Source organism: Methylovirgula ligni (assembly GCF_004135935.1).
Classification (GTDB): domain Bacteria; phylum Pseudomonadota; class Alphaproteobacteria; order Rhizobiales; family Beijerinckiaceae; genus Methylovirgula; species Methylovirgula ligni.
This window is the reverse complement of the sequence record NZ_CP025086.1, coordinates 2,061,394-2,078,521: the sequence shown is the minus strand read 5'-3', so window position 1 is coordinate 2,078,521 and position 17,128 is coordinate 2,061,394. Positions and strand designations below refer to the sequence as shown.

The following is a 17,128-nucleotide window of genomic DNA, read 5'->3' as shown; positions in this document are numbered from 1 at the left end:
CGATATATCTGCTGCGCCGGTCCTACCTATTGCACCGGCTGCGGCTGCGGAAACTTCCAGCTTCCGTCCAGAATTTCTGAGCGCGGACGATAGAGCCGCACGATGTAATTCCAGCCTTTCGTTATCGGCAGACAATTCGGAATTTTGCCGTCGCATCCGCCGAATTGCACCAGAACTGATCCGTCGGAGTCTTTCGTCGCGGTGATGTCATTCAGCGAATAAGCGTTAAATGGATTCTTCTCAAAATAGCCCGCGGCGTTGTAGACGCTTATCGACCAGAAGCCATCGACCGGAACACCTTTCTTCACCTCAAGTCTATAGATGGTCGTGCCGTCATTTCTGTCCGGGCTGCCGCCGACATAGACCGCGTTCTTGTCAGGATTTCCGCCCCACCCCGCAGCCGCGCCAATCAATCGATGAACAGGATCGACTTCTCCTTTTGCTCCGAAAGCCCCGTTGAGGCTTTTCGTCGTCGAAGCCAGAATAAGCAGCGCTTCGCGAACTTTGGCCTGGCTGGCCTTGTCCCAGTCCGGCACCTCGAATTTGCCGGGACTCTTTTGGCTTGCGTGGAGTTTGTCCTGAAGCGAATGAACCGCCTCTATGTCTTTGGGGCTGTTTGGATCGACCAGCGTGCGCACCAAAAACCCTACATAGCGCGTGCCAATCCCCTTGCGATCGAATGTGTAGCTTCCCGGTCTATATATGACCCCGTGTGTATACTGGTCTTCGTCGAGCACTTGCAACGACATGAAACGCTTCCCGGCGTCAGGAAAAATTATGGTCACCGGTCCGGCATCGAGATCGAAGACAGCGGAGGAATAAAGCGTATCACGATTCAGCCGGATGATGGCCTGGTTGTCTATTGAGGCTGGCTCGCGGATATGATCGAACTTTCCAAACGAGCCATCCCGCACGAGATTGGCAAAATACATATCGGTTTCGGCGCGGACGAAATTATCCGGCGTGACGGGGATCGCGTTTTGCGCCTGCGCGCAACACGCGGCAAAGCCGTATGAGACGACTGCGAGAATTATGCGCTTCATCGTTGCACTCCACACCGTTGTATAGCCGGGCAAACGATGGGATTATAATCTGTCTGCGCCTTATTGTAAGGTACGCTGAATTTTGCCGTAGGTTTACGGGGCGCGCTTCGAGGAAGATGCCATCGTCTTTTTCAGCAATCGCAATGTCGAAAGCCCCCTCTACGAATTCCTCGACGAGAACCAGCAGCCGATCGTGACGCTCGGCTTCGACGACTTCAAGACGCAGTTCGAAGAACAGGGCAGACCCAAGTGGTCGTCCGCCGCCTAAGCGGCTCGGTTGAGCGCGCCTGACACCTGAAACGCAAATGGCGCCCGGTCCTCTCGGTCCGGGCGCCATCTGTGTTTATACCTGACCGCTTATTGATAGATGCGGAAGGTCGAGAGCATACCGCCCTGCGGGATCATGGCAAGGCCAGTGGCCTTGGTCATGGCCGTCGCGCCGATCGCACCGAACTTGTCGCTCAGGTCGAGGCCGGCGGTGACGGGCAGACCAATCCAGCCGCCGATACCCGAGAGCACGGACACATATTGCTTGCCCTTGACCTCGTAGGTGATCGGGTTGCCGATGATGCCCGAGCCGAGCTTGCGCTGCCACAGGATCGCGCCCGTGTTGCGATCGACGGCGCGGAAGTCACCGCCAAGGCTGCCGTAGAACATAAGACCTCCCGCGGTGTTCAGCGTGCCACCCCAGTTCGGATACGGATCCGGGATGTCCCAATCGGCCTTACCCGTCAGAACGTCGAACTTCTTGATACGACCGGTCACGCCGGGCTTCTCAGGATACATATAGACGTTGGAGAACACATAGACCGTGCCCTGCTGCTGATAGGCCCGAACCTGCGGGTTATCTTCCATGCACCAGTTGTTGGTCGGCACATAGAACTTGGTCGGATCGCTCGGATCGACCGAAGCCGGCTGCTGATCCTTGCCGCCCATCGCCGACGGGCAAGCCTGGGTATTGCGGCCGACTTCGAGCGGCGAATGCTCCGGCACCTTGATCGGACGGCCCGTCTTCAGGTCGTACTTCTCGGCCCAGTTCGCCGTCACATACTTGTGGGCGCGCAGCAGCGTGCCGTCGGTACGGTCAAGGACGAAAGCAAAGCCGTTACGATCGAAGTGGACGAGAGCCTTGCGCGGCTTGCCGTCGACGTTCGGAATATCGACGAGAATCATCTCGTTGATGCCGTCATAGTCCCACTGGTCGAAGGGCGTCATCTGGTAGGCCCAGACCGCTTCGCCGGTGTCCGCCTTGCGGGCGAAAATGGTCAGCGACCACTTATTGTCCCACTTGCCGGAGTTGCAGCCTGCCTGGGTCAAAGGCTTCTCGCCGCAGCGATAGCCAGGGCTCCACAGGCCGGGGTTGCCGGTGCCATAATAGACATAGTGCAGTTCCGGGTCGTAGCTGTACCAGCCCCAGGCCGCACCGCCGCCGATCTTGTAGTTATTGTCTTCGGGGAAGGTGTGGACGCCGAGGTCGCCGGTCCGGCCGTATTCCGGATGCGCCTTGTTGGTGTCCGCGGTGATGCCGACGTCGGCGTCCGTGCCGGTGCTGTACTTCTTCCACAGCAGCTTGCCGGTCTTCAGATCATAGGCCGAGAAGGCGCCGCGAGCGGCGAATTCGTCACCGCCGAAGCCGACGAAGACCTTGCCATCGGCAATGAGCGGAGCCGGCGTGCCGTCTTCACCCTTGTCCGGATAGTTGTTCTTGACGACCCAGGCCTCTTTGCCGGTCTTCGCGTCGAGCGCGATCAGCCAGCCGTCGAGGGTCAGGTAGACGACCTTGCCATCGCCGTAAGAGCCACCGCGGTTGACGGTGTCGCAGCAGGCGCGTGGAACGGCCGATTCATCACGGTCGGTCTTCTTGACGTAGTTCCAGATCTCCTTCGGATAATCCGGATCGGAGAGGTCGAGCGCCTGAACGATGTTCGGCCACGCGCTGAAGAGGAACAGTGTCGGTGTGCCATCGACATCGACCACGATCGGCTGGCCTTCGTGGCCGCGCAGAGCGCCGGTCGATTGATCCCAGGCGAGCTGCAGATGCTTAACGTTAAGCGTGTTGATCTGCTTCAGTTCGCTATGGCGGGTGAGCGCCAGATCGTGCCCAGGGGCCGGCCAGAGTGAAGGATTCTTCGCGAGCGTCAGCGCATCTTCTGCATTGGCCGCCCCGGCATATAACCAAGCACCGCATAGTCCGGCACAGATGGATAACGCCATTCCAAATTTCATTCCAATTCTCCATACGAACGATATGCGCCTTGACAACAAACACGCTTCCTATTCGCGGCACCTTTTGGGGATGCGCGAGGAAGCATGGCCAAGAATCGGAGAAGGTGAGTCGCGAAAGCCAGCCGGCTTTCTAAACCCTTTTGCGAAAGCTAATTTTGTCAGCGACCCAGGGCCTGAGTCGGCCCGGATCGAAGCGGCATCGCTTTGTCCTTATCCCGGAATATGATTGGAACGATCCGGAAATCTACAGGAATAATTCCCGTTCAGGCCGGGATATCGCTCGCTCCGGGAACAAAATCGCGAGGAGTCTGAAGTTCTTGCGGCCTCACGCCGCGATAATGACCTTCAGCGCCTGGGTGCTCGCGGCCTTGCCGAAGGTCTCATAGGCATCGAGGATGTGATCGAGCGTGAAATGATGCGTAATGAGCTTCTTCGCGTCGAGTTTTCCGGACGCCACGGTCTTCAGCAACATGGGCGTCGTGACGGTATCGACGAGCCGCGTCGTGATGCTGATATTCTGCGACCACAGCCGCTCGAGATGCAGATCGACCTTGACGCCATGTACGCCGATATTTGCGATCGTGCCGCCCGGCGCGATAATATCCTCGCAGGTGATGAACGAGGCTGGCACGCCAACCGCCTCGATGGCCGTATCGACGCCCCGGTTTTCGGTGATCTTCATGACCGCGGCGACTGCATCGCCTTCTGACGCATTGACGGTCGCGGTGGCGCCAAATCTCTTGGCCACGTCCAGACGATTGCGATCCAGATCGATCACGATGATGTCGGCGGGAGAATAGAATTGCGCGGTCAGGAGCGCTGCGAGCCCGATCGGTCCCGCGCCGACGATGGCGATCGAGCTTCCCGGCGCGACTTTCCCGTTCAGAACGCCACATTCAAACCCCGTCGGAAGAATGTCGCTCAACATCACGAGCGCCTCTTCGTCGAGATTTTCCGGCAGCCGATAAAGGCTCGTATCGGCATGGGGGATGCGCACATATTCCGCCTGCGTGCCATCGATCACATTGCCGAGTATCCAGCCGCCGGTGGTGCAATGCGAATACATGCCCCGGCGGCAATATTCGCAGCGTCCGCAGGCCGTGATACACGAAATCAGGACGCGATCGCCCTTCTGGAATGTCGTCACGCCCGCGCCGACTTCGACGACGACGCCGGTTCCTTCATGGCCGAGAATCCGCCCCGGCGTGCAGGTCGGCACGTCGCCCTTGAGAATGTGCAAGTCGGTCCCGCAGATCGTCGTTTTTACGATCTTTACGATCGCGTCGGTCGCGGACCTGATCTCCGGCTTCGGCCGCTCTTCCAGTGCCTTCCGGCCCGGGCCTTCATAAACGAGCGCTTTCACGGTTCGATCTCCTCAAAGGGAATATCCAAAGTGGACCGTTAACCGCCGGCGGGTTGTCACGCCTTGATTTGCGTCAGTTTGGATCGTGCAGCCGCATTTTCGAGGGGTGTGATCCAAATCAATGAAAGTTGCGGCTCGGGCGGTAACCCTCGTACTCGAACTGAATTTCGTATTTACAATTCAGCGCGGCGATTCTTGAAGCTTGAGCTTGGGAGATGGCCGATGCCGTTCCGCGATCGCACTGAGGCCGGCCATCGGCTCGCGCAGGCGCTATTGCTCCACCGAGGGGATGAGCCTGTCGTTCTGGCGCTCCCGCGCGGCGGCGTCTCCATCGCGGCTGAAGTCGCGCGGGCACTGAACGCGCCGCTCGACCTCATCCTCGTCCGCAAGATCGGCGTACCGCAGCATCCCGAACTGGCGATGGGCGCAATCGTCGATGGCGCCGATCCGCTGGTCGTACGCAACGAAGACGTCATCGCCACGGCGCAAGTCTCGGACAGCACCTTCAATGCAGCCTGCAAGCAGGAACTTGCCGAGATCAAGCGCCGGCGTACCCGTTATGTTGGCAGCCGCGCACATCCGAAATTGCAGGGCCGCACCGTGATCGTGGTCGACGACGGAATCGCGACCGGTGCAACCACCCGCGCCGCTCTGCGTTCCATTCGTAAGCAGAAGCCAGGCCGGTTGATCCTGGCCGTGCCAGTCGCTCCAACAGATTCGCTTGTAGAACTTCGGAGCGAGGCCGACGAGATCGTCTGCCTTGAGAATTATGAGTCTTTTGGCGCGGTTGGATTTTATTATTCCGATTTCCATGAGGTTTCGGACGAGGAGGTTCGCAGCCTGCTCGCCGCCGCGGATGCGCAAGTGCCGAAGCCTGCTGGCGCCCTGTAAAACAGCTGACCTAGCCGACCCCTACCGAGGAACTAAACATGCAAGTGCCGCTTCAAATCAGCTTCCGCAACTGCGAGCCCTCAGAAGAAATCCGCGCCGAGATCGAGAAGGAGGCACAACGCCTGGAGAAATTCTACGATCGGATCACGTTCTGCAACGTCGCCGTGACTGCGCCGAATCTTCTGCATCATCGCCAGGGCGGCCTATTCAAAATCGATCTGCACATCGCCCTGCCCGAGCATAAGGACGTCATCGTCAACAAGACGCACGGCAACGTCCATCAGCACGAGCATATTTCCGTCGCCATTCGCGATGCCTTCGCGGCCGCGCAGCGGCAGATTGAGGATGCCGCGCGCCGGATGCGCGGTGACGTGAAACAGGATGAGGACCCGGACCGTGGCCGCGTGACCAAGCTAATCGCCGGCGAGGACTACGGCTTCATCGAAACTTCCGACGGCCGCGAAATCTATTTCCATCGCAACAGCGTATTGAACGACGCCTTCGAACGCCTGAAGGTCGGCGCGGAGGTTCGTTTCGTCGAGGAAGCCGGCGAGAAGGGCCCGCAGGCGAGCACCGTCAGCCTGGCAGCGTGAGACCGGGCGGAGCTCAAACGAAAACATTCAAAGTGAGGATCGCGCATGATCAGGGAAGAACAGGAACCGGTCGAGCTTGAAATCAACGTCGACACAGTGCGCTGGATCATCGAAAAGGCGCGCGAGTTCGACGAGAAGGTCGCCCCCGCCGAGCCGCACTCCGGCTCGAACCCGTCCGATGACAACGAAAGCGAAATCCTCGAAGACTATTCGGACGACGCGACAGGGCAGGAATTGCGTGCGGCGATCAACCGGCTCGACGAAGACGAGAGCGTCGATTTGATCGCCTTGACCTGGGTCGGACGCGGCGATTTCGACCGTACCACCTGGCAGGAGGCGCGCGATCTGGCCCGTGAACGTCACCGGCCCCAGTCGGCGCGCTATCTGATGGGCATACCAAACCTTGGCGATTGTCTCGAGGAGGGCTTGGACGCGCTCGGCTACGAGGCTGAGGAGTAGAGCACCGGCACTTGAGAAGGATCAATGCACCGGCGTCCGAACCGGCCTCCCCTTACCTGCGGCAGGGTCGAGGGAGAGGGAAATGCTCAAAGAGATTATGGTGCATTTCGATGGAGGCGTTGAAGACGACATAAGGCTTGCTCATGCCGCGAAGCTCGCATCCTTTCTTTGCGGCCCTCATATCGTCGGCCTCTATACAAATCCGCTTCCCGAATATGCCTACGTATTGGCCGTACAGTCCGGCCTCGCGCCCATCGAGCCCATCATCGAGGCGGAGGAACAATTGCGGAAGGCCGGCGACGCCACCATTCACGAACTCACGCAAAAGCTGGCGAAAATAACTGTTCCCGGCACGATGCTGCGGCTCGACGTCGGCGCGAGCCAGATGGTTGGGCGCAGCGTCGCAGAGGCGCATTGGGCGGATATCTTTATGGCGAGCGTGCCTTATCAACGCCAGCCGGTTCTTTATTGGGACTCGCTGGTTGAGGCCGTGATGTTCGAATCCGGACACGGAATTTATCTCATCCCCGCCGCGAGCCGGACGCCGCCGGAACTCGACAACATTCTGATCGCCTGGAAGCCAACGCGTGAGGCCGCGCGCGCAATTTCCGAAGCGCTGCCGCTGCTGAAGGCCGCCCGCAATATCCGGCTGGTCGCGATCGACCCCGATGCGGACGCGCCGGAGACGCCGCGCATCCTCGAATATTTCAGGCATCACGGCGTGGATGTCGAAGTCCTCGCGCTCGGCTCGGAGCAGAAATCCGTCCCCGAAATCCTGCTGCGCGAAGCCCATGCCATCAACGCGGGCCTCATCGTGATGGGTGCTTATGGCCATTCGCGCTGGCGCGAGTGGATTTTAGGCGGCGCGACGCGAGAAATTATCGAGAAGTCGGATATTCCATTGCTTCTGGCGCATTGAGCCGCGAGCGCGCGCTTAGAAATGCGCGCGAATGTCCCGCGCCAATACATCGAGCTTGTCGCCGGCCGTGCCTTCGAGAACCTCGCGCCGGCCAAAGCTTGAGGTCGTAAGCGGCACGCGGTCCGTCAGCTCCTCGATCTCAAGCGCGAGCCCGGGATAGGCGCGACCGCTGCCCGACACCCAAAACGCCGCGATCGGGCCTATGTGATCCGCAAAGCGTGCGAGATAGGCGCGAACTGGAGCCGACAGGCGCCCCGCCCAGACCGGCGATCCAACGACCAGAAACGCATAGCCGACCGGATCGCGTTCGCAGGCAATGTCCGGCAGATGATGGCGCAAGGCGTGCCAGATGCCGCGCCAAAATCCGGCAAGGCCCGCATAAACCGGCGAAGGCAGCCTGATTGTATCGATCTCGGCGCCAAGTCGCGCCGCGAGCTGGCGCGCCAGCTCCTCGGTTGTGCCCAACCGCGAGTAATAGGCCACGAGAACTTTTGTCACGAGTTCCTCCGAGCCAATTTGACGTGATCCCGCACGTCCGGGGCCTGACCCCGCGCGAGCGCCGCGTTTCGCACACTAGAGCCGCCAGCCCTGCAGCGCTATCTCGAATCCGGAAAATTCGGTCCCCTCGGCTTCGGGAGAATTTTCTGCTTCACGCTCGCGGAATTTGAAATGCAATGCCGCCTTGAAGCGCATTGAGGCTAAAGGCAGAATGCGCGCCGATGATGGATCTCAATCGCCGCGAATGGCTTTCGATCGCCACCGCCGCCAGCGGCGCGCTCTTGCCTTCGACGGCGGCCGGCAAGCCGAGCGACCGCATTCGCCTGTCGCTGAACGAAAACCCCTATGGCCCCTCGCCGCAGGCGCTCGCGGCGGTCAAGGCGGATCTCTCCGGGCTCTGCCGCTATTCCGGCGATGAGATCGGACAATTCAAGCAGGCGATCGTCGCGCGCGAAAATATCGCGCCGCAGCAGATCGTGCTTGGCGAAATCCTCGACGTGCTCGGCCTCTATCTTTCGGCCGCGGGCGGTCCCGGCGGCGAATTCATCTATTCCGAGCCGGGCTATGGCGCTCTGGTGGACGCCGTCGCGCCAACAGGCGGGAAAGTCGTCGGCGTGCCGCTCGATCACCGGCTGCAAAACGATCTCGACGCCATCGCACGCCGCGTCAATGCCAACACCCGCGTCATCTATCTCGTCAATCCGCACAATCCGAGCGGCACGGTCAGCGACCCCGCGGAATTTATCGCGCGCGTTCACGATCTCTCACGCCGTACGCTGGTTATCGTCGATGAAGCCTATCTTGAATTCACGCCGGACTTTGCCGCGCGCACTGTCGTCGGCTTGACGCGGGCCGGCGCGAATGTCGCGGTGTTCCGCACCTTTTCAAAATTCTACGGGCTGGCGAGTCTCGCCATCGGCTATACGCTGGCGCCCGCGCCTCTCGCCGCATCCTTACAGAAGCTCGGCATCGGCGCTTTCTATGATCTCAATCGGCTCAGCCTCGTCGCGGCGCGCGCCAGCCTGAACGATACCGATTACGCCGCAACAGTGCGAACAAAGGTCGCTGCCGAGCGCGAGGCGTGGCACGACTTCTTCCGCGCGCGGGGTCTGCGCTTCGCCGATTCACACGGAAATTTCGTGTTCTTCGATGCCGGCCGGCCACATCAGGCGGTCGCCGCGGCGCTGTCCGCCCGGGGCATCGACATCGGCCGCGCCTATCCGCCGCTCGACACCTGGGTGCGCATCTCAATCGGTCTGCCCGAGGAAAATGCCGCCGCGCGCGCGGCCGTCGCCGCGCTGCTTCGCTAGATTTTCTACTGCTGCCCGACGGGCACGAAGGCGCCGCGCGGCAGGCCGCTCGAAGCGAGGACCGGCAGCAGCCCCGTATCCCAGCCGCCGCCGAGCGCCTTGACGAGCCGCACATTCGCCTCGAGGCGTCGACGCTCGATATCGACCTGGTTGACCTCGTTGGACAGAGCCGCCGTCTGCGCGGTGATGACCTGAAGATAGGCCACCTCGCCGCCTGTATAGGCTTTGGTGAATGTGTCGAGCGCCCTGTTGGCGGCGATCACGGCGTCGCGCTGCTGCTTGGCCTCCTTGCCGAGGATGCGCAGGGCCGACAGATTGTCTTCGACATCCTGGAAGGCGGAAAGCGTCGTCTGCCGGTAGGTGGCGACATCGCCCGCATAGGCGGCGCGAACTGCGTCAGATTGCGCGCGGATGGCGCCGCCGTCGAAGATCGGTTGCGACAGGGTCGTGCCGACCGACCAGAGCAGGCTCGGCCACAAGAACCAGTTTGCCGGCGTCGTGCCCTGGAAACCGGCCAGCGCCGCGAGGTTCACGTTTGGATAAAAAGCCGCATCCGCGATGCCGATTTGCTGATTGGCCTCGGCAACACGCCGCTCCGCGGCGGCAATGTCCGGCCGGCGCTGCAAAAGCTCGGACGGCAGAACGGCGGGGATCAGCCGCGGCTTGAGCTGGCCGAAAGAGGCCGCGGGAATCGTGAGCGCCGCCGGCGGCTCGCCGATCAGCACAGCGATGGCATGCTCATATTGCGCGCGCGCGACACCCACATCGGTGTCCTGCACCTTGGTCGTGGCGAGCTGGGTCTGCGCCTGTTCGACATCGGATTCCGGCGCAAGACCGCCGACATGCCGGTTGGTCGTCAGTTGAAGCGCGTGCGCGTAGGCTTTCACCGTCTCGTCGAGCAGCCGCTGCTGGGCATCCTGGGCGCGCAGGGCAATATAGTCGAGTGCAAGCTCGGCATGGAGGCTCAGGCTCGCCGTCGAGAGATCGGCCGCGGTCGCCTGCGCCTCCTCCCGCGCTGCCTCAACCGAGCGGTGCACGCTGCCCCAGAAATCGATCTCGTAATTGAGATCAACGGGCATTTGGAAATCGCCCAGCGCCGGCGGGTTCGGAAACGTAACATAGGGCTGATGCGCGGACTCGCGGATGTATGCGGCGCTGCTCCCGGCCGAAACGCTCGGGAATTCGGCGGCGCGTGCCACGCGGATCAAGGCGCGCGACTGTGCGAAACGCGCTTCGGCTTCTTTCAGGCTCTGGTTGGCATCGCCCAGTTGCGCCTCAAGCCGGTTGAGCTCGGGATCGCCGAAGACTTCCCACCACTTGCCGCGCGCGAGCGCATCGCTCGGCGTCGCGCGTATCCATATGCCAGCCGTCTTGGGATCGGCCGGTGTTCTCGCTTCCTTGAACTTCGGCGTGACTGGAACCGCCGGAATTATGTAATCCGGCCCCACCATGCAGCCCGTCAGTAGCAACCCAAATGATGCGACGACCCCCCACGCATATCGCATTAGCTGGCTCCGGCCGGCTTGCTGGCGTTGACGCGCACTGTCACACCGCTGATCAGGGAATCCGATGGATTGACGATGACCTGATCCGTGCTTTTGAGCCCCGAGAGGACTTCGACGCGATCGCCATAGTCGCGCCCGATGGAGATAGGAACCAGTTCCACCTTGCCGTCGCGGACGATGCCGACGCGCAAACCTTCGCTGCGGAACAGCAGCGTATTGGCGGGGATCGTCACGCTGCCGGCGTGCGGACGCAGCGCGAAATGCACGAATGTATAGGCGCCGGGCAGGATTTTGTCCGTGGCATTGTCGACATCAACCTCGGCCAGAAGCGTGCGCGACAATTGGTTGATCGCCTTGTCGGTCCGCACCAATGTTCCCTCGAACGACTGGCCCGGATATTCGTCCAGCGTGACGCTGGGCTTGGCGCCGACATGAATCTGCGGCGCATAAATCTCGGGGATCGCCACATAGATGCGCAGCGTCCCGGTCGCCTGCATGTGGAAAAGCTCGCTGTTGCGCGTCCCGGCACCGGCCGTGATCAGGTCGCCGAGATCGGTATTGCGGGCGGTGATAACACCGTCGAACGGCGCATAGATTTTCTCATAGGATTGCAGCTCCTCGAGCCGCGCCACATCGGCCTGGCGCGAGGTGACGATCGCCTTATCGGCGGCAGAGGCGCCGGCCGCATTATCGCGCTCCTGCGTCGAAACCGAGTTTGACTTCAAGAGATCCTCGGTGCGGTTCGCGGTGATGCTCGCCAATTTGGCGTTGGCCTCCGCGGTCACCAGATCGGCGCGCGCCTGGCGCAATTGTGCGTCGAGTTCGGGGGTCTCGATCTCGGCCAGCAATTCGCCTTTCTTCACCTGCGCGCCGATATCGACATACCATTTCTTCAGATAGCCGTTGGCGCGGGCATAGATCGGCGTGTCGGTGAATGCCGTCGTCTGCCCTGGCAAAACCAGCGCCTGATCTGGGGCATCGGCCTTCGGCTGCACGACTTCGACGATCGGCACGGCCGCTTCGACCGTCTCCTGCGAGAGCGCGGCCTCAGCCGTCGTGCGCGCACGGATGCCAAAATAAATGCCCCCGAGGAGCACCGCCAAAGCCAGGAGGATCAGCAGCTTGCCGCCGGACCCGCGCTGCAGCGGTGCTGACGGCTCGGTTTCCGGCGCGGTGTGCGGCGCCGCATCGGGCTTCACGTTGTCGGTTTTCTCGAGCATCAGGCCACTAAGCTCCCGTGCCCTGCATGTTCATCCGCCGGCGGCGGCGGCGATTTCGCCGGACCGCCCTTGCGGTAATGCAGCAGGGAAAAAACAGTCGGAACGAAAAGCAAGGTCGCGACGGTCGCGAGCAACAGGCCACCGATGACCGCACGGCCAAGCGGCGCGTTCTGCTCGCCGCCCTCGCCAGCGCCGAGCGCCATCGGTACCATGCCGATGATCATCGCCAGCGCCGTCATCAGAACCGGCCGGAACCGGGTGAACCCCGCATCGATCGCCGCCTGAACCGCGTCGCCATGCTCCGCCAGCTTCTCGCGGGCGAAGGCGATGACGAGAATGCTGTTGGCCGTGGCGACACCCATGCACATGATGGCTCCCATCAGTGCCGGCACGCTCAGTGTCGTTCCCGTAAAGAACAGGAAGAGAACGATGCCTGCCAACGCCGCCGGCAGGGCGGTGATGACGATAAGGGCATCCGACCAAGACTGGAAGTTGACGACGATCAGCAGGTAGACGAACAAAATCGAGAAGGCGAGACCCTCGAAAAGATCGATGTAGGAGGCCTTCATGGTCTCCAATTGCCCACGGATGGCGACGAAGCTGCCACGTGGGAGCAGACGCTTGTCCTCGCCGACGATTTTCTCGATGTCACGGCCGACAGCGCCGAGGTCGCGGCCGTGAACATTGGCATAGATGTCGACCACGCGGCGGATATTATAATGATCCACCGCCGCCATTTCCTGCGAGCGGGTTATGGTCGCGACATCGGCCAGGATTGCCGGCGCCCGCTGGGTCGGCCCGGTAATGGGCAGGTTCTGCAAATCCTGCAGGGACTGGATGTCATATTGCGGCGCCATCGTCGCAAGGTTGTAGTTGACCCCGTTGGTGCGGTTCAAAAAGAACAATGGCGAGGTCTGGAAACTGCCGCTCAGCGTATCGAGGATGCTGCTCGCCACATCATTCTCCGCGAGCCCGTTCTGTTGCGCCTTGGTCCGATCGACGGCGATCTGGAACGTCGGATAATCGAACTTTTGCTGGATGCGCGCATCGACGACGCCGCTCACATTCCGGATGCGTTCAAGCATGCGGTCAGCGACAACGTGGTCCTTGTTGATATCCGAGCCGCTGATCTGAATATCGATAGGCGACGGCAGACCGAAATTGAGGATCTGCGTGATCATGTCAGCGGGCAGCGTATAGAAGGTGACGCCGGGGAAATCCTTTGCCATCGCCAGCCGGATCTTCTGCACATAATGGTCGGTCGGCTGATGATTCTCGTTGAGCTGGACCATGATGTCGGCATCGGCGGCGCCGATCACGCCCGACGTCGTGTGCGTGAGATTTATGCCGCTGTATGGCAGACCGATATTGTCGATGATGGCGCCCATCTCGCGCGCCGGAATGATCACGCGAATCCGGTCCTCGACGAGATCGACAAGCCGCGCCGTCTCCTCGATGCGGGTGCCGGTCTTGCCCCGCACATGAAGGATGAACTGGCCGCTATCGGTATTGGGGAAGAAGTCCTGGCCAAGCCAGGGCGCCAGCGCGAAAACCGCCAGACAGCAGCCCAGAAACACCGGCACGAAGACCTTGCGGTTTTGCACCAGGGACGCCAGCACGCCGTGATAGCGCAGGCGTAGCCGCTCGAACCGCGCCTCGAACCCCTGCTGGAACAATTTCAACGGATTGCTTGAACGGCGGCCGCCATTCTCGTGCTTCTCCGTCGTCAGCAGATACATGGCCATCGTCGGCACCAGGGTGCGCGACAATATATAAGAGGCGAGCATGGCGAAGACGACGGCCTCGGCCAGGGGCACGAAAAGATAGCGCGCGACGCCGCTGAGCAGGAACATCGGCACGAAGACGATGCAGATAGAGAGCGTCGAAACCAGCGCCGGCACGGCGATCTGCGCGGCGCCGTGGAGGATGGCATCGCGCTGGGCGTACCCCTCTTCCATATAGCGCTCGATATTTTCGATCGTCACCGTCGCATCGTCGACGAGGATGCCGACCGCCAGGGCCAGTCCGCCGAGGGTCATGATGTTGATCGTCTCGCCGAGGAAGCTCAAAACCATCAGCGAGGTCAGGATCGATAGCGGGATCGAGACGGCAATGATGAGGGTCGAGCGCCAACTGCCGAGGAACAGCAGGATCATGAGGGCGGTGAGCCCGGCGGCGATGACCGCCTCGCGGATCACGCTGGCGATCGAGGCTTTGACGAAAATCGACTGATCGGCGAGCGACTCGATATGCAGCTGCGGCGGCAGGGTTTGTTCAACCCGCGGTAAAATGGCGTGGATGCCGTCCACGACGCTGATCGTCGAGGCGTTGCCGGCCTTGATGATGCTCATCAACACACCGCGCCGGCCGTTCTGCCTGACGATATTGGTCTGTGGCGCAAAGGCCAGACTGACGGTCGCCACGTCGCGCAGATAGATCGTCGCATTGCCGATGGTCTTGATCGGCAGATTGTTCAGCTCGTCGACCGTCTGCGTCGTGCCGTTGAGGTGGACGTCATATTCGAATTGCGAAAGCTTCACCGTACCCGAGGGCAAGACCAGATATTGCCGTTCGACCGAGCTCAGGACGTCGGACGGCGCAAGTCCCTTGGCCTGAAGCTGCTGCGGATTGAGATTGATCATAATCTCGCGCTGCTTGCCGCCATAAGGATAAGGAACCACGGCGCCCGGCACGGTGATGAGCTGGGGACGCAGGAAGTTCAGGGCGAGATCGTTGAGATCCTGTTCCGATAGTCCGGAGCCGGACAGACCGAGCTGCAGGATCGGCACGCTGGAAGCGCTGAAATTGAGAATGATCGGCGGCTGCGTCCCCGGCGGCATCTGCCGAAGAATGAATTGCGAGCAGGCGGTCACCTGGGCATTGGCCGTATCGAGGCTGGCGCCCGGCTGCAGGAAGATCTTGACCACCGCCAAGCCATTATAGCTCGTCGACTCGATGTGCTGGATATTGTCGACGACCGTCGTCAGAACGCGCTCATAAGAGGTCGTCAGCCGGCCTTCCATCTCCTCCGGATTGAGGCCCGTATAGGTCCATACGACCGAGACGACCGGAATATTGATATTGGGAAAAATGTCCGTCGGCGTCCCGAGGATCACCACCGGGCTCAGAATGAGGATCAGCAGCGCCAGAACGATGAAGGTATAAGGCCGATCGAGCGCGAGGCGGACGATCCACATTCAATGGCACTCCTTTCGGGCGCGCTCGCCCGATTTTCCGCCGGGCACGGGATGAAGCAACTCGCGAGACCAAGAAGCGCGATAGGATTGCACGCACACTCCTCTCGGGTTGCAATGCGCTCCGGCGCGCCTTAACGACGTCTTCGGATCGGCTAACCAACCCGTGGCCGTCTTATTGCGGAGCTTTCAGGGTCATTCAAGGCGGATAGCCGCAAACGCCATCGCAAGCGCGTGATCGAGCCCAAAAGTTTTGTTGAACGGGCCGTTTTGGCCAGCAGAATTGCGTTGTTCCGGCTCGATGCGGGCCGTCGCCACAGGTCTTTCCTATCAGGGCCATGATCCCGCCCTAGATTTTTTGGTTTCTGGAACCGAGCCGCCACAATGCCTTCGATGACCCTTGGCGCCGACAAGGAATGAACCTCATCCAACCCCGCTCCGCCCTACCCGGCCCGACGGATCGCGCGATACGTCCCCGGCTGTCTCCGCAAGGGGCGAGATTGACCCGCGGCCTGGGGCTCGCGCTGGCCCTGACCGGGATGACAACGATCGCCGCCTCGGCCGACGGGGTTCAGGTGGGACAGGAGATCGTGCAGGGAGCACCGCAAGATCCCGGCGTTTCCTCAGCGCCCATGCCGCCGAAGCGGCCCGCCGCACTGGAGGCGACGCAGCCCTCGCCCGCATCTATCGCACCGCAACCTGAAGATACTCAGGCCAATACGGCGCCGGCACCGCAGAAAGAACCGGACGAACCGATCGACAACACCAGATTCAATGACGGCCCGGGAACGATGCTGAAATTGCCGCCGGCCTCTCACGCACGCATGCACCAATGCGCGGTGGAATGGCAAAACATGAAGCTGGCCGGGACGGCGGAGGAAAAGATCTGGTTCAACTTCGCCCGCAAATGCCTGACGCGTTGAACCAAAAAACCGCGCCCACGGGCCTGTGACGGCCGGGACGCGAGGTCTTACTCACACAGATTGACTTCACACAGATTGGCGAAGACGGAACGGCCAGCCGCGCATGAGCACCTGTTTCGGAGCTCAATGCGCTCCCTCACGCGATAACCGCAGGTCGAGGGAAATCTGGCCGCTTCCGTCCTCTTGCCTTGACGAGTCTAGACCGACTCCGGAGCCGCTGGCGCAGGGGCCTTTGGCTTGCGGGGCGCAGACTTGCGCGCCTTTTTGGGGGCGCTCTTCTTGCTCGGCGACTTGCGGGCCGAAGTACGGGCTTTCTTCGCCGCAGTCTTCGTAACGCGCTTAGCAACCTTCTTGGAGGCCTTCTTGGTGGCCTTCTTCACGCTCTTCTTGACGGCCGTTTTCCGCACGGCCTTCTTGACAGTCTTCTTCGCCGCTTTCTTGGCGGGTTTACGCTTGGTGGTAGCCTTCACCATGATCAAGTTCCCTCTGCTAATCTGCCGGCATGCGTTTCTTTGCCGACAAGAGGCCTAAATAGCGTAGCGCGGTTAATCAGTGGTGCAAGAGGGGCTTGCGCGTTAAGGGCCGAATCGCGCTTCGATTCTGCGCCGCTAGTCTTAGCAAGACGTTGCCGCGCGGGACTTGCATCAGGCGTTTGCAGCATCAACGAACGGGTTTCGCACGCGTCATGTCGCTCGACGGAATCCGCGTTCAGCAACATTCGTCAACACCGCTGCAACATACAATGTCGGCCTGCGATCGCGCCCCGCTACATGCGCGCACGCATATGCAAAGTTGTTGTTTTTCTTGATTCAATTTGCGTCTCTCGACATCGAACGCACGCTTGCGCATCAACGCCTGCGCACAGCTTCGCATGTGCTTGCGCGCCAGCACTGCAGCGCCGCGCACGCCTACGAGAGACGCCTTCACGGCGACAAACGCGCGCGCATGAGTGCCTGTCGAAGACAGTCCTCGCACCCGGCCCAG

General features: G+C 61.1%; 15 protein-coding genes. 6 read left to right on the top strand and 9 right to left on the bottom strand.

Annotation, left to right across the window (positions count from 1 at the left end):
- Positions 1 to 26: 26 nt before the first annotated feature.
- The 3 genes from CWB41_RS10005 to CWB41_RS09995 all read right to left on the bottom strand — a co-directional run bounded on the left by CWB41_RS10005 (position 27) and on the right by CWB41_RS09995 (position 4,632).
- Complete coding sequence (locus CWB41_RS10005) at positions 27 to 1,043, bottom strand: DUF1254 domain-containing protein (protein WP_115836852.1); 1,017 nt, start codon at positions 1,041 to 1,043, stop codon at positions 27 to 29.
- A gap of 357 nt (positions 1,044 to 1,400) precedes the next feature.
- Entirely contained in the window at positions 1,401 to 3,257 is a 1,857-nt protein-coding gene (locus tag CWB41_RS10000; protein ID WP_245441024.1) for a PQQ-dependent dehydrogenase, methanol/ethanol family, read from the bottom strand.
- Positions 3,258 to 3,594: 337 nt separating this feature from the next.
- Positions 3,595 to 4,632 carry a zinc-dependent alcohol dehydrogenase family protein gene (locus tag CWB41_RS09995; protein WP_115836854.1) on the bottom strand — a complete coding sequence of 346 codons (1,038 nt, stop codon included), beginning with the start codon at positions 4,630 to 4,632 and terminating at the stop codon, positions 3,595 to 3,597.
- A 222-nt stretch (positions 4,633 to 4,854) separates the two neighbouring features.
- Between CWB41_RS09995 and CWB41_RS09990 the strand changes: the two genes are divergently transcribed.
- The 4 genes from CWB41_RS09990 to CWB41_RS09975 all read left to right on the top strand — a co-directional run bounded on the left by CWB41_RS09990 (position 4,855) and on the right by CWB41_RS09975 (position 7,494).
- A complete protein-coding gene (locus CWB41_RS09990; RefSeq protein ID WP_115836855.1) occupies positions 4,855 to 5,523 on the top strand; it encodes a phosphoribosyltransferase in 669 nt (222 codons plus the stop codon).
- Between the two features lie 38 nt (positions 5,524 to 5,561).
- Entirely contained in the window at positions 5,562 to 6,116 is a 555-nt protein-coding gene (locus CWB41_RS09985; protein WP_115836856.1) for an HPF/RaiA family ribosome-associated protein, read from the top strand.
- Between the two features lie 45 nt (positions 6,117 to 6,161).
- Entirely contained in the window at positions 6,162 to 6,575 is a 414-nt protein-coding gene (locus CWB41_RS09980) for a DUF3775 domain-containing protein (RefSeq protein ID WP_115836857.1), read from the top strand.
- 82 nt (positions 6,576 to 6,657) lie between these two features.
- Positions 6,658 to 7,494, top strand: a complete 837-nt coding sequence (locus tag CWB41_RS09975) for a universal stress protein (RefSeq protein WP_115836858.1) — start codon at positions 6,658 to 6,660, stop codon at positions 7,492 to 7,494.
- 15 nt (positions 7,495 to 7,509) lie between these two features.
- Here the strand turns inward: CWB41_RS09975 and CWB41_RS09970 are convergent, their stop codons facing one another.
- Entirely contained in the window at positions 7,510 to 7,992 is a 483-nt protein-coding gene (locus CWB41_RS09970) for a flavodoxin family protein (protein ID WP_115836859.1), read from the bottom strand.
- Between the two features lie 221 nt (positions 7,993 to 8,213).
- Here CWB41_RS09970 and CWB41_RS09965 point away from each other — a divergent pair, with 221 nt between their 5' ends.
- Positions 8,214 to 9,302: a pyridoxal phosphate-dependent aminotransferase gene (locus CWB41_RS09965; RefSeq protein ID WP_115836860.1), complete on the top strand. Its 1,089-nt coding sequence runs from the start codon at positions 8,214 to 8,216 to the stop codon at positions 9,300 to 9,302.
- 5 nt (positions 9,303 to 9,307) lie between these two features.
- On the opposite strand, the gene CWB41_RS09960 is transcribed toward CWB41_RS09965, so the two are convergent.
- The 4 genes from CWB41_RS09960 to CWB41_RS16475 all read right to left on the bottom strand — a co-directional run bounded on the left by CWB41_RS09960 (position 9,308) and on the right by CWB41_RS16475 (position 15,539).
- Positions 9,308 to 10,807 (bottom strand): efflux transporter outer membrane subunit, encoded by a 1,500-nt coding sequence (locus CWB41_RS09960; RefSeq protein ID WP_115836861.1) that lies wholly within the window; start codon positions 10,805 to 10,807, stop codon positions 9,308 to 9,310.
- The gene (locus CWB41_RS09955; protein WP_115836862.1) at positions 10,807 to 12,027 is read right to left on the bottom strand and encodes an efflux RND transporter periplasmic adaptor subunit; all 1,221 of its coding nucleotides are present in this window, start codon (positions 12,025 to 12,027) and stop codon (positions 10,807 to 10,809) included. Before CWB41_RS09955 ends, CWB41_RS09960 begins: the two co-directional genes overlap by 1 nt.
- On the bottom strand, positions 12,027 to 15,224 hold the full coding sequence (locus CWB41_RS09950) for an efflux RND transporter permease subunit (RefSeq protein ID WP_115836863.1): 3,198 nt from the start codon (positions 15,222 to 15,224) through the stop codon (positions 12,027 to 12,029). The genes CWB41_RS09955 and CWB41_RS09950 overlap by 1 nt, the downstream gene beginning before the upstream one ends.
- A 192-nt stretch (positions 15,225 to 15,416) precedes the next feature.
- Positions 15,417 to 15,539 carry a hypothetical protein gene (locus CWB41_RS16475; RefSeq protein ID WP_281024151.1) on the bottom strand — a complete coding sequence of 41 codons (123 nt, stop codon included), beginning with the start codon at positions 15,537 to 15,539 and terminating at the stop codon, positions 15,417 to 15,419.
- Positions 15,540 to 15,721: 182 nt separating this feature from the next.
- Between CWB41_RS16475 and CWB41_RS09945 the strand changes: the two genes are divergently transcribed.
- Positions 15,722 to 16,144 (top strand): hypothetical protein, encoded by a 423-nt coding sequence (locus CWB41_RS09945; RefSeq protein ID WP_115836864.1) that lies wholly within the window; start codon positions 15,722 to 15,724, stop codon positions 16,142 to 16,144.
- 197 nt (positions 16,145 to 16,341) lie between these two features.
- Here CWB41_RS09945 and CWB41_RS16190 read toward each other — a convergent pair whose 3' ends face one another.
- Positions 16,342 to 16,617 carry a histone-like protein 2 gene (locus CWB41_RS16190; protein ID WP_165204232.1) on the bottom strand — a complete coding sequence of 92 codons (276 nt, stop codon included), beginning with the start codon at positions 16,615 to 16,617 and terminating at the stop codon, positions 16,342 to 16,344.
- Positions 16,618 to 17,128 lie beyond the last annotated feature (511 nt).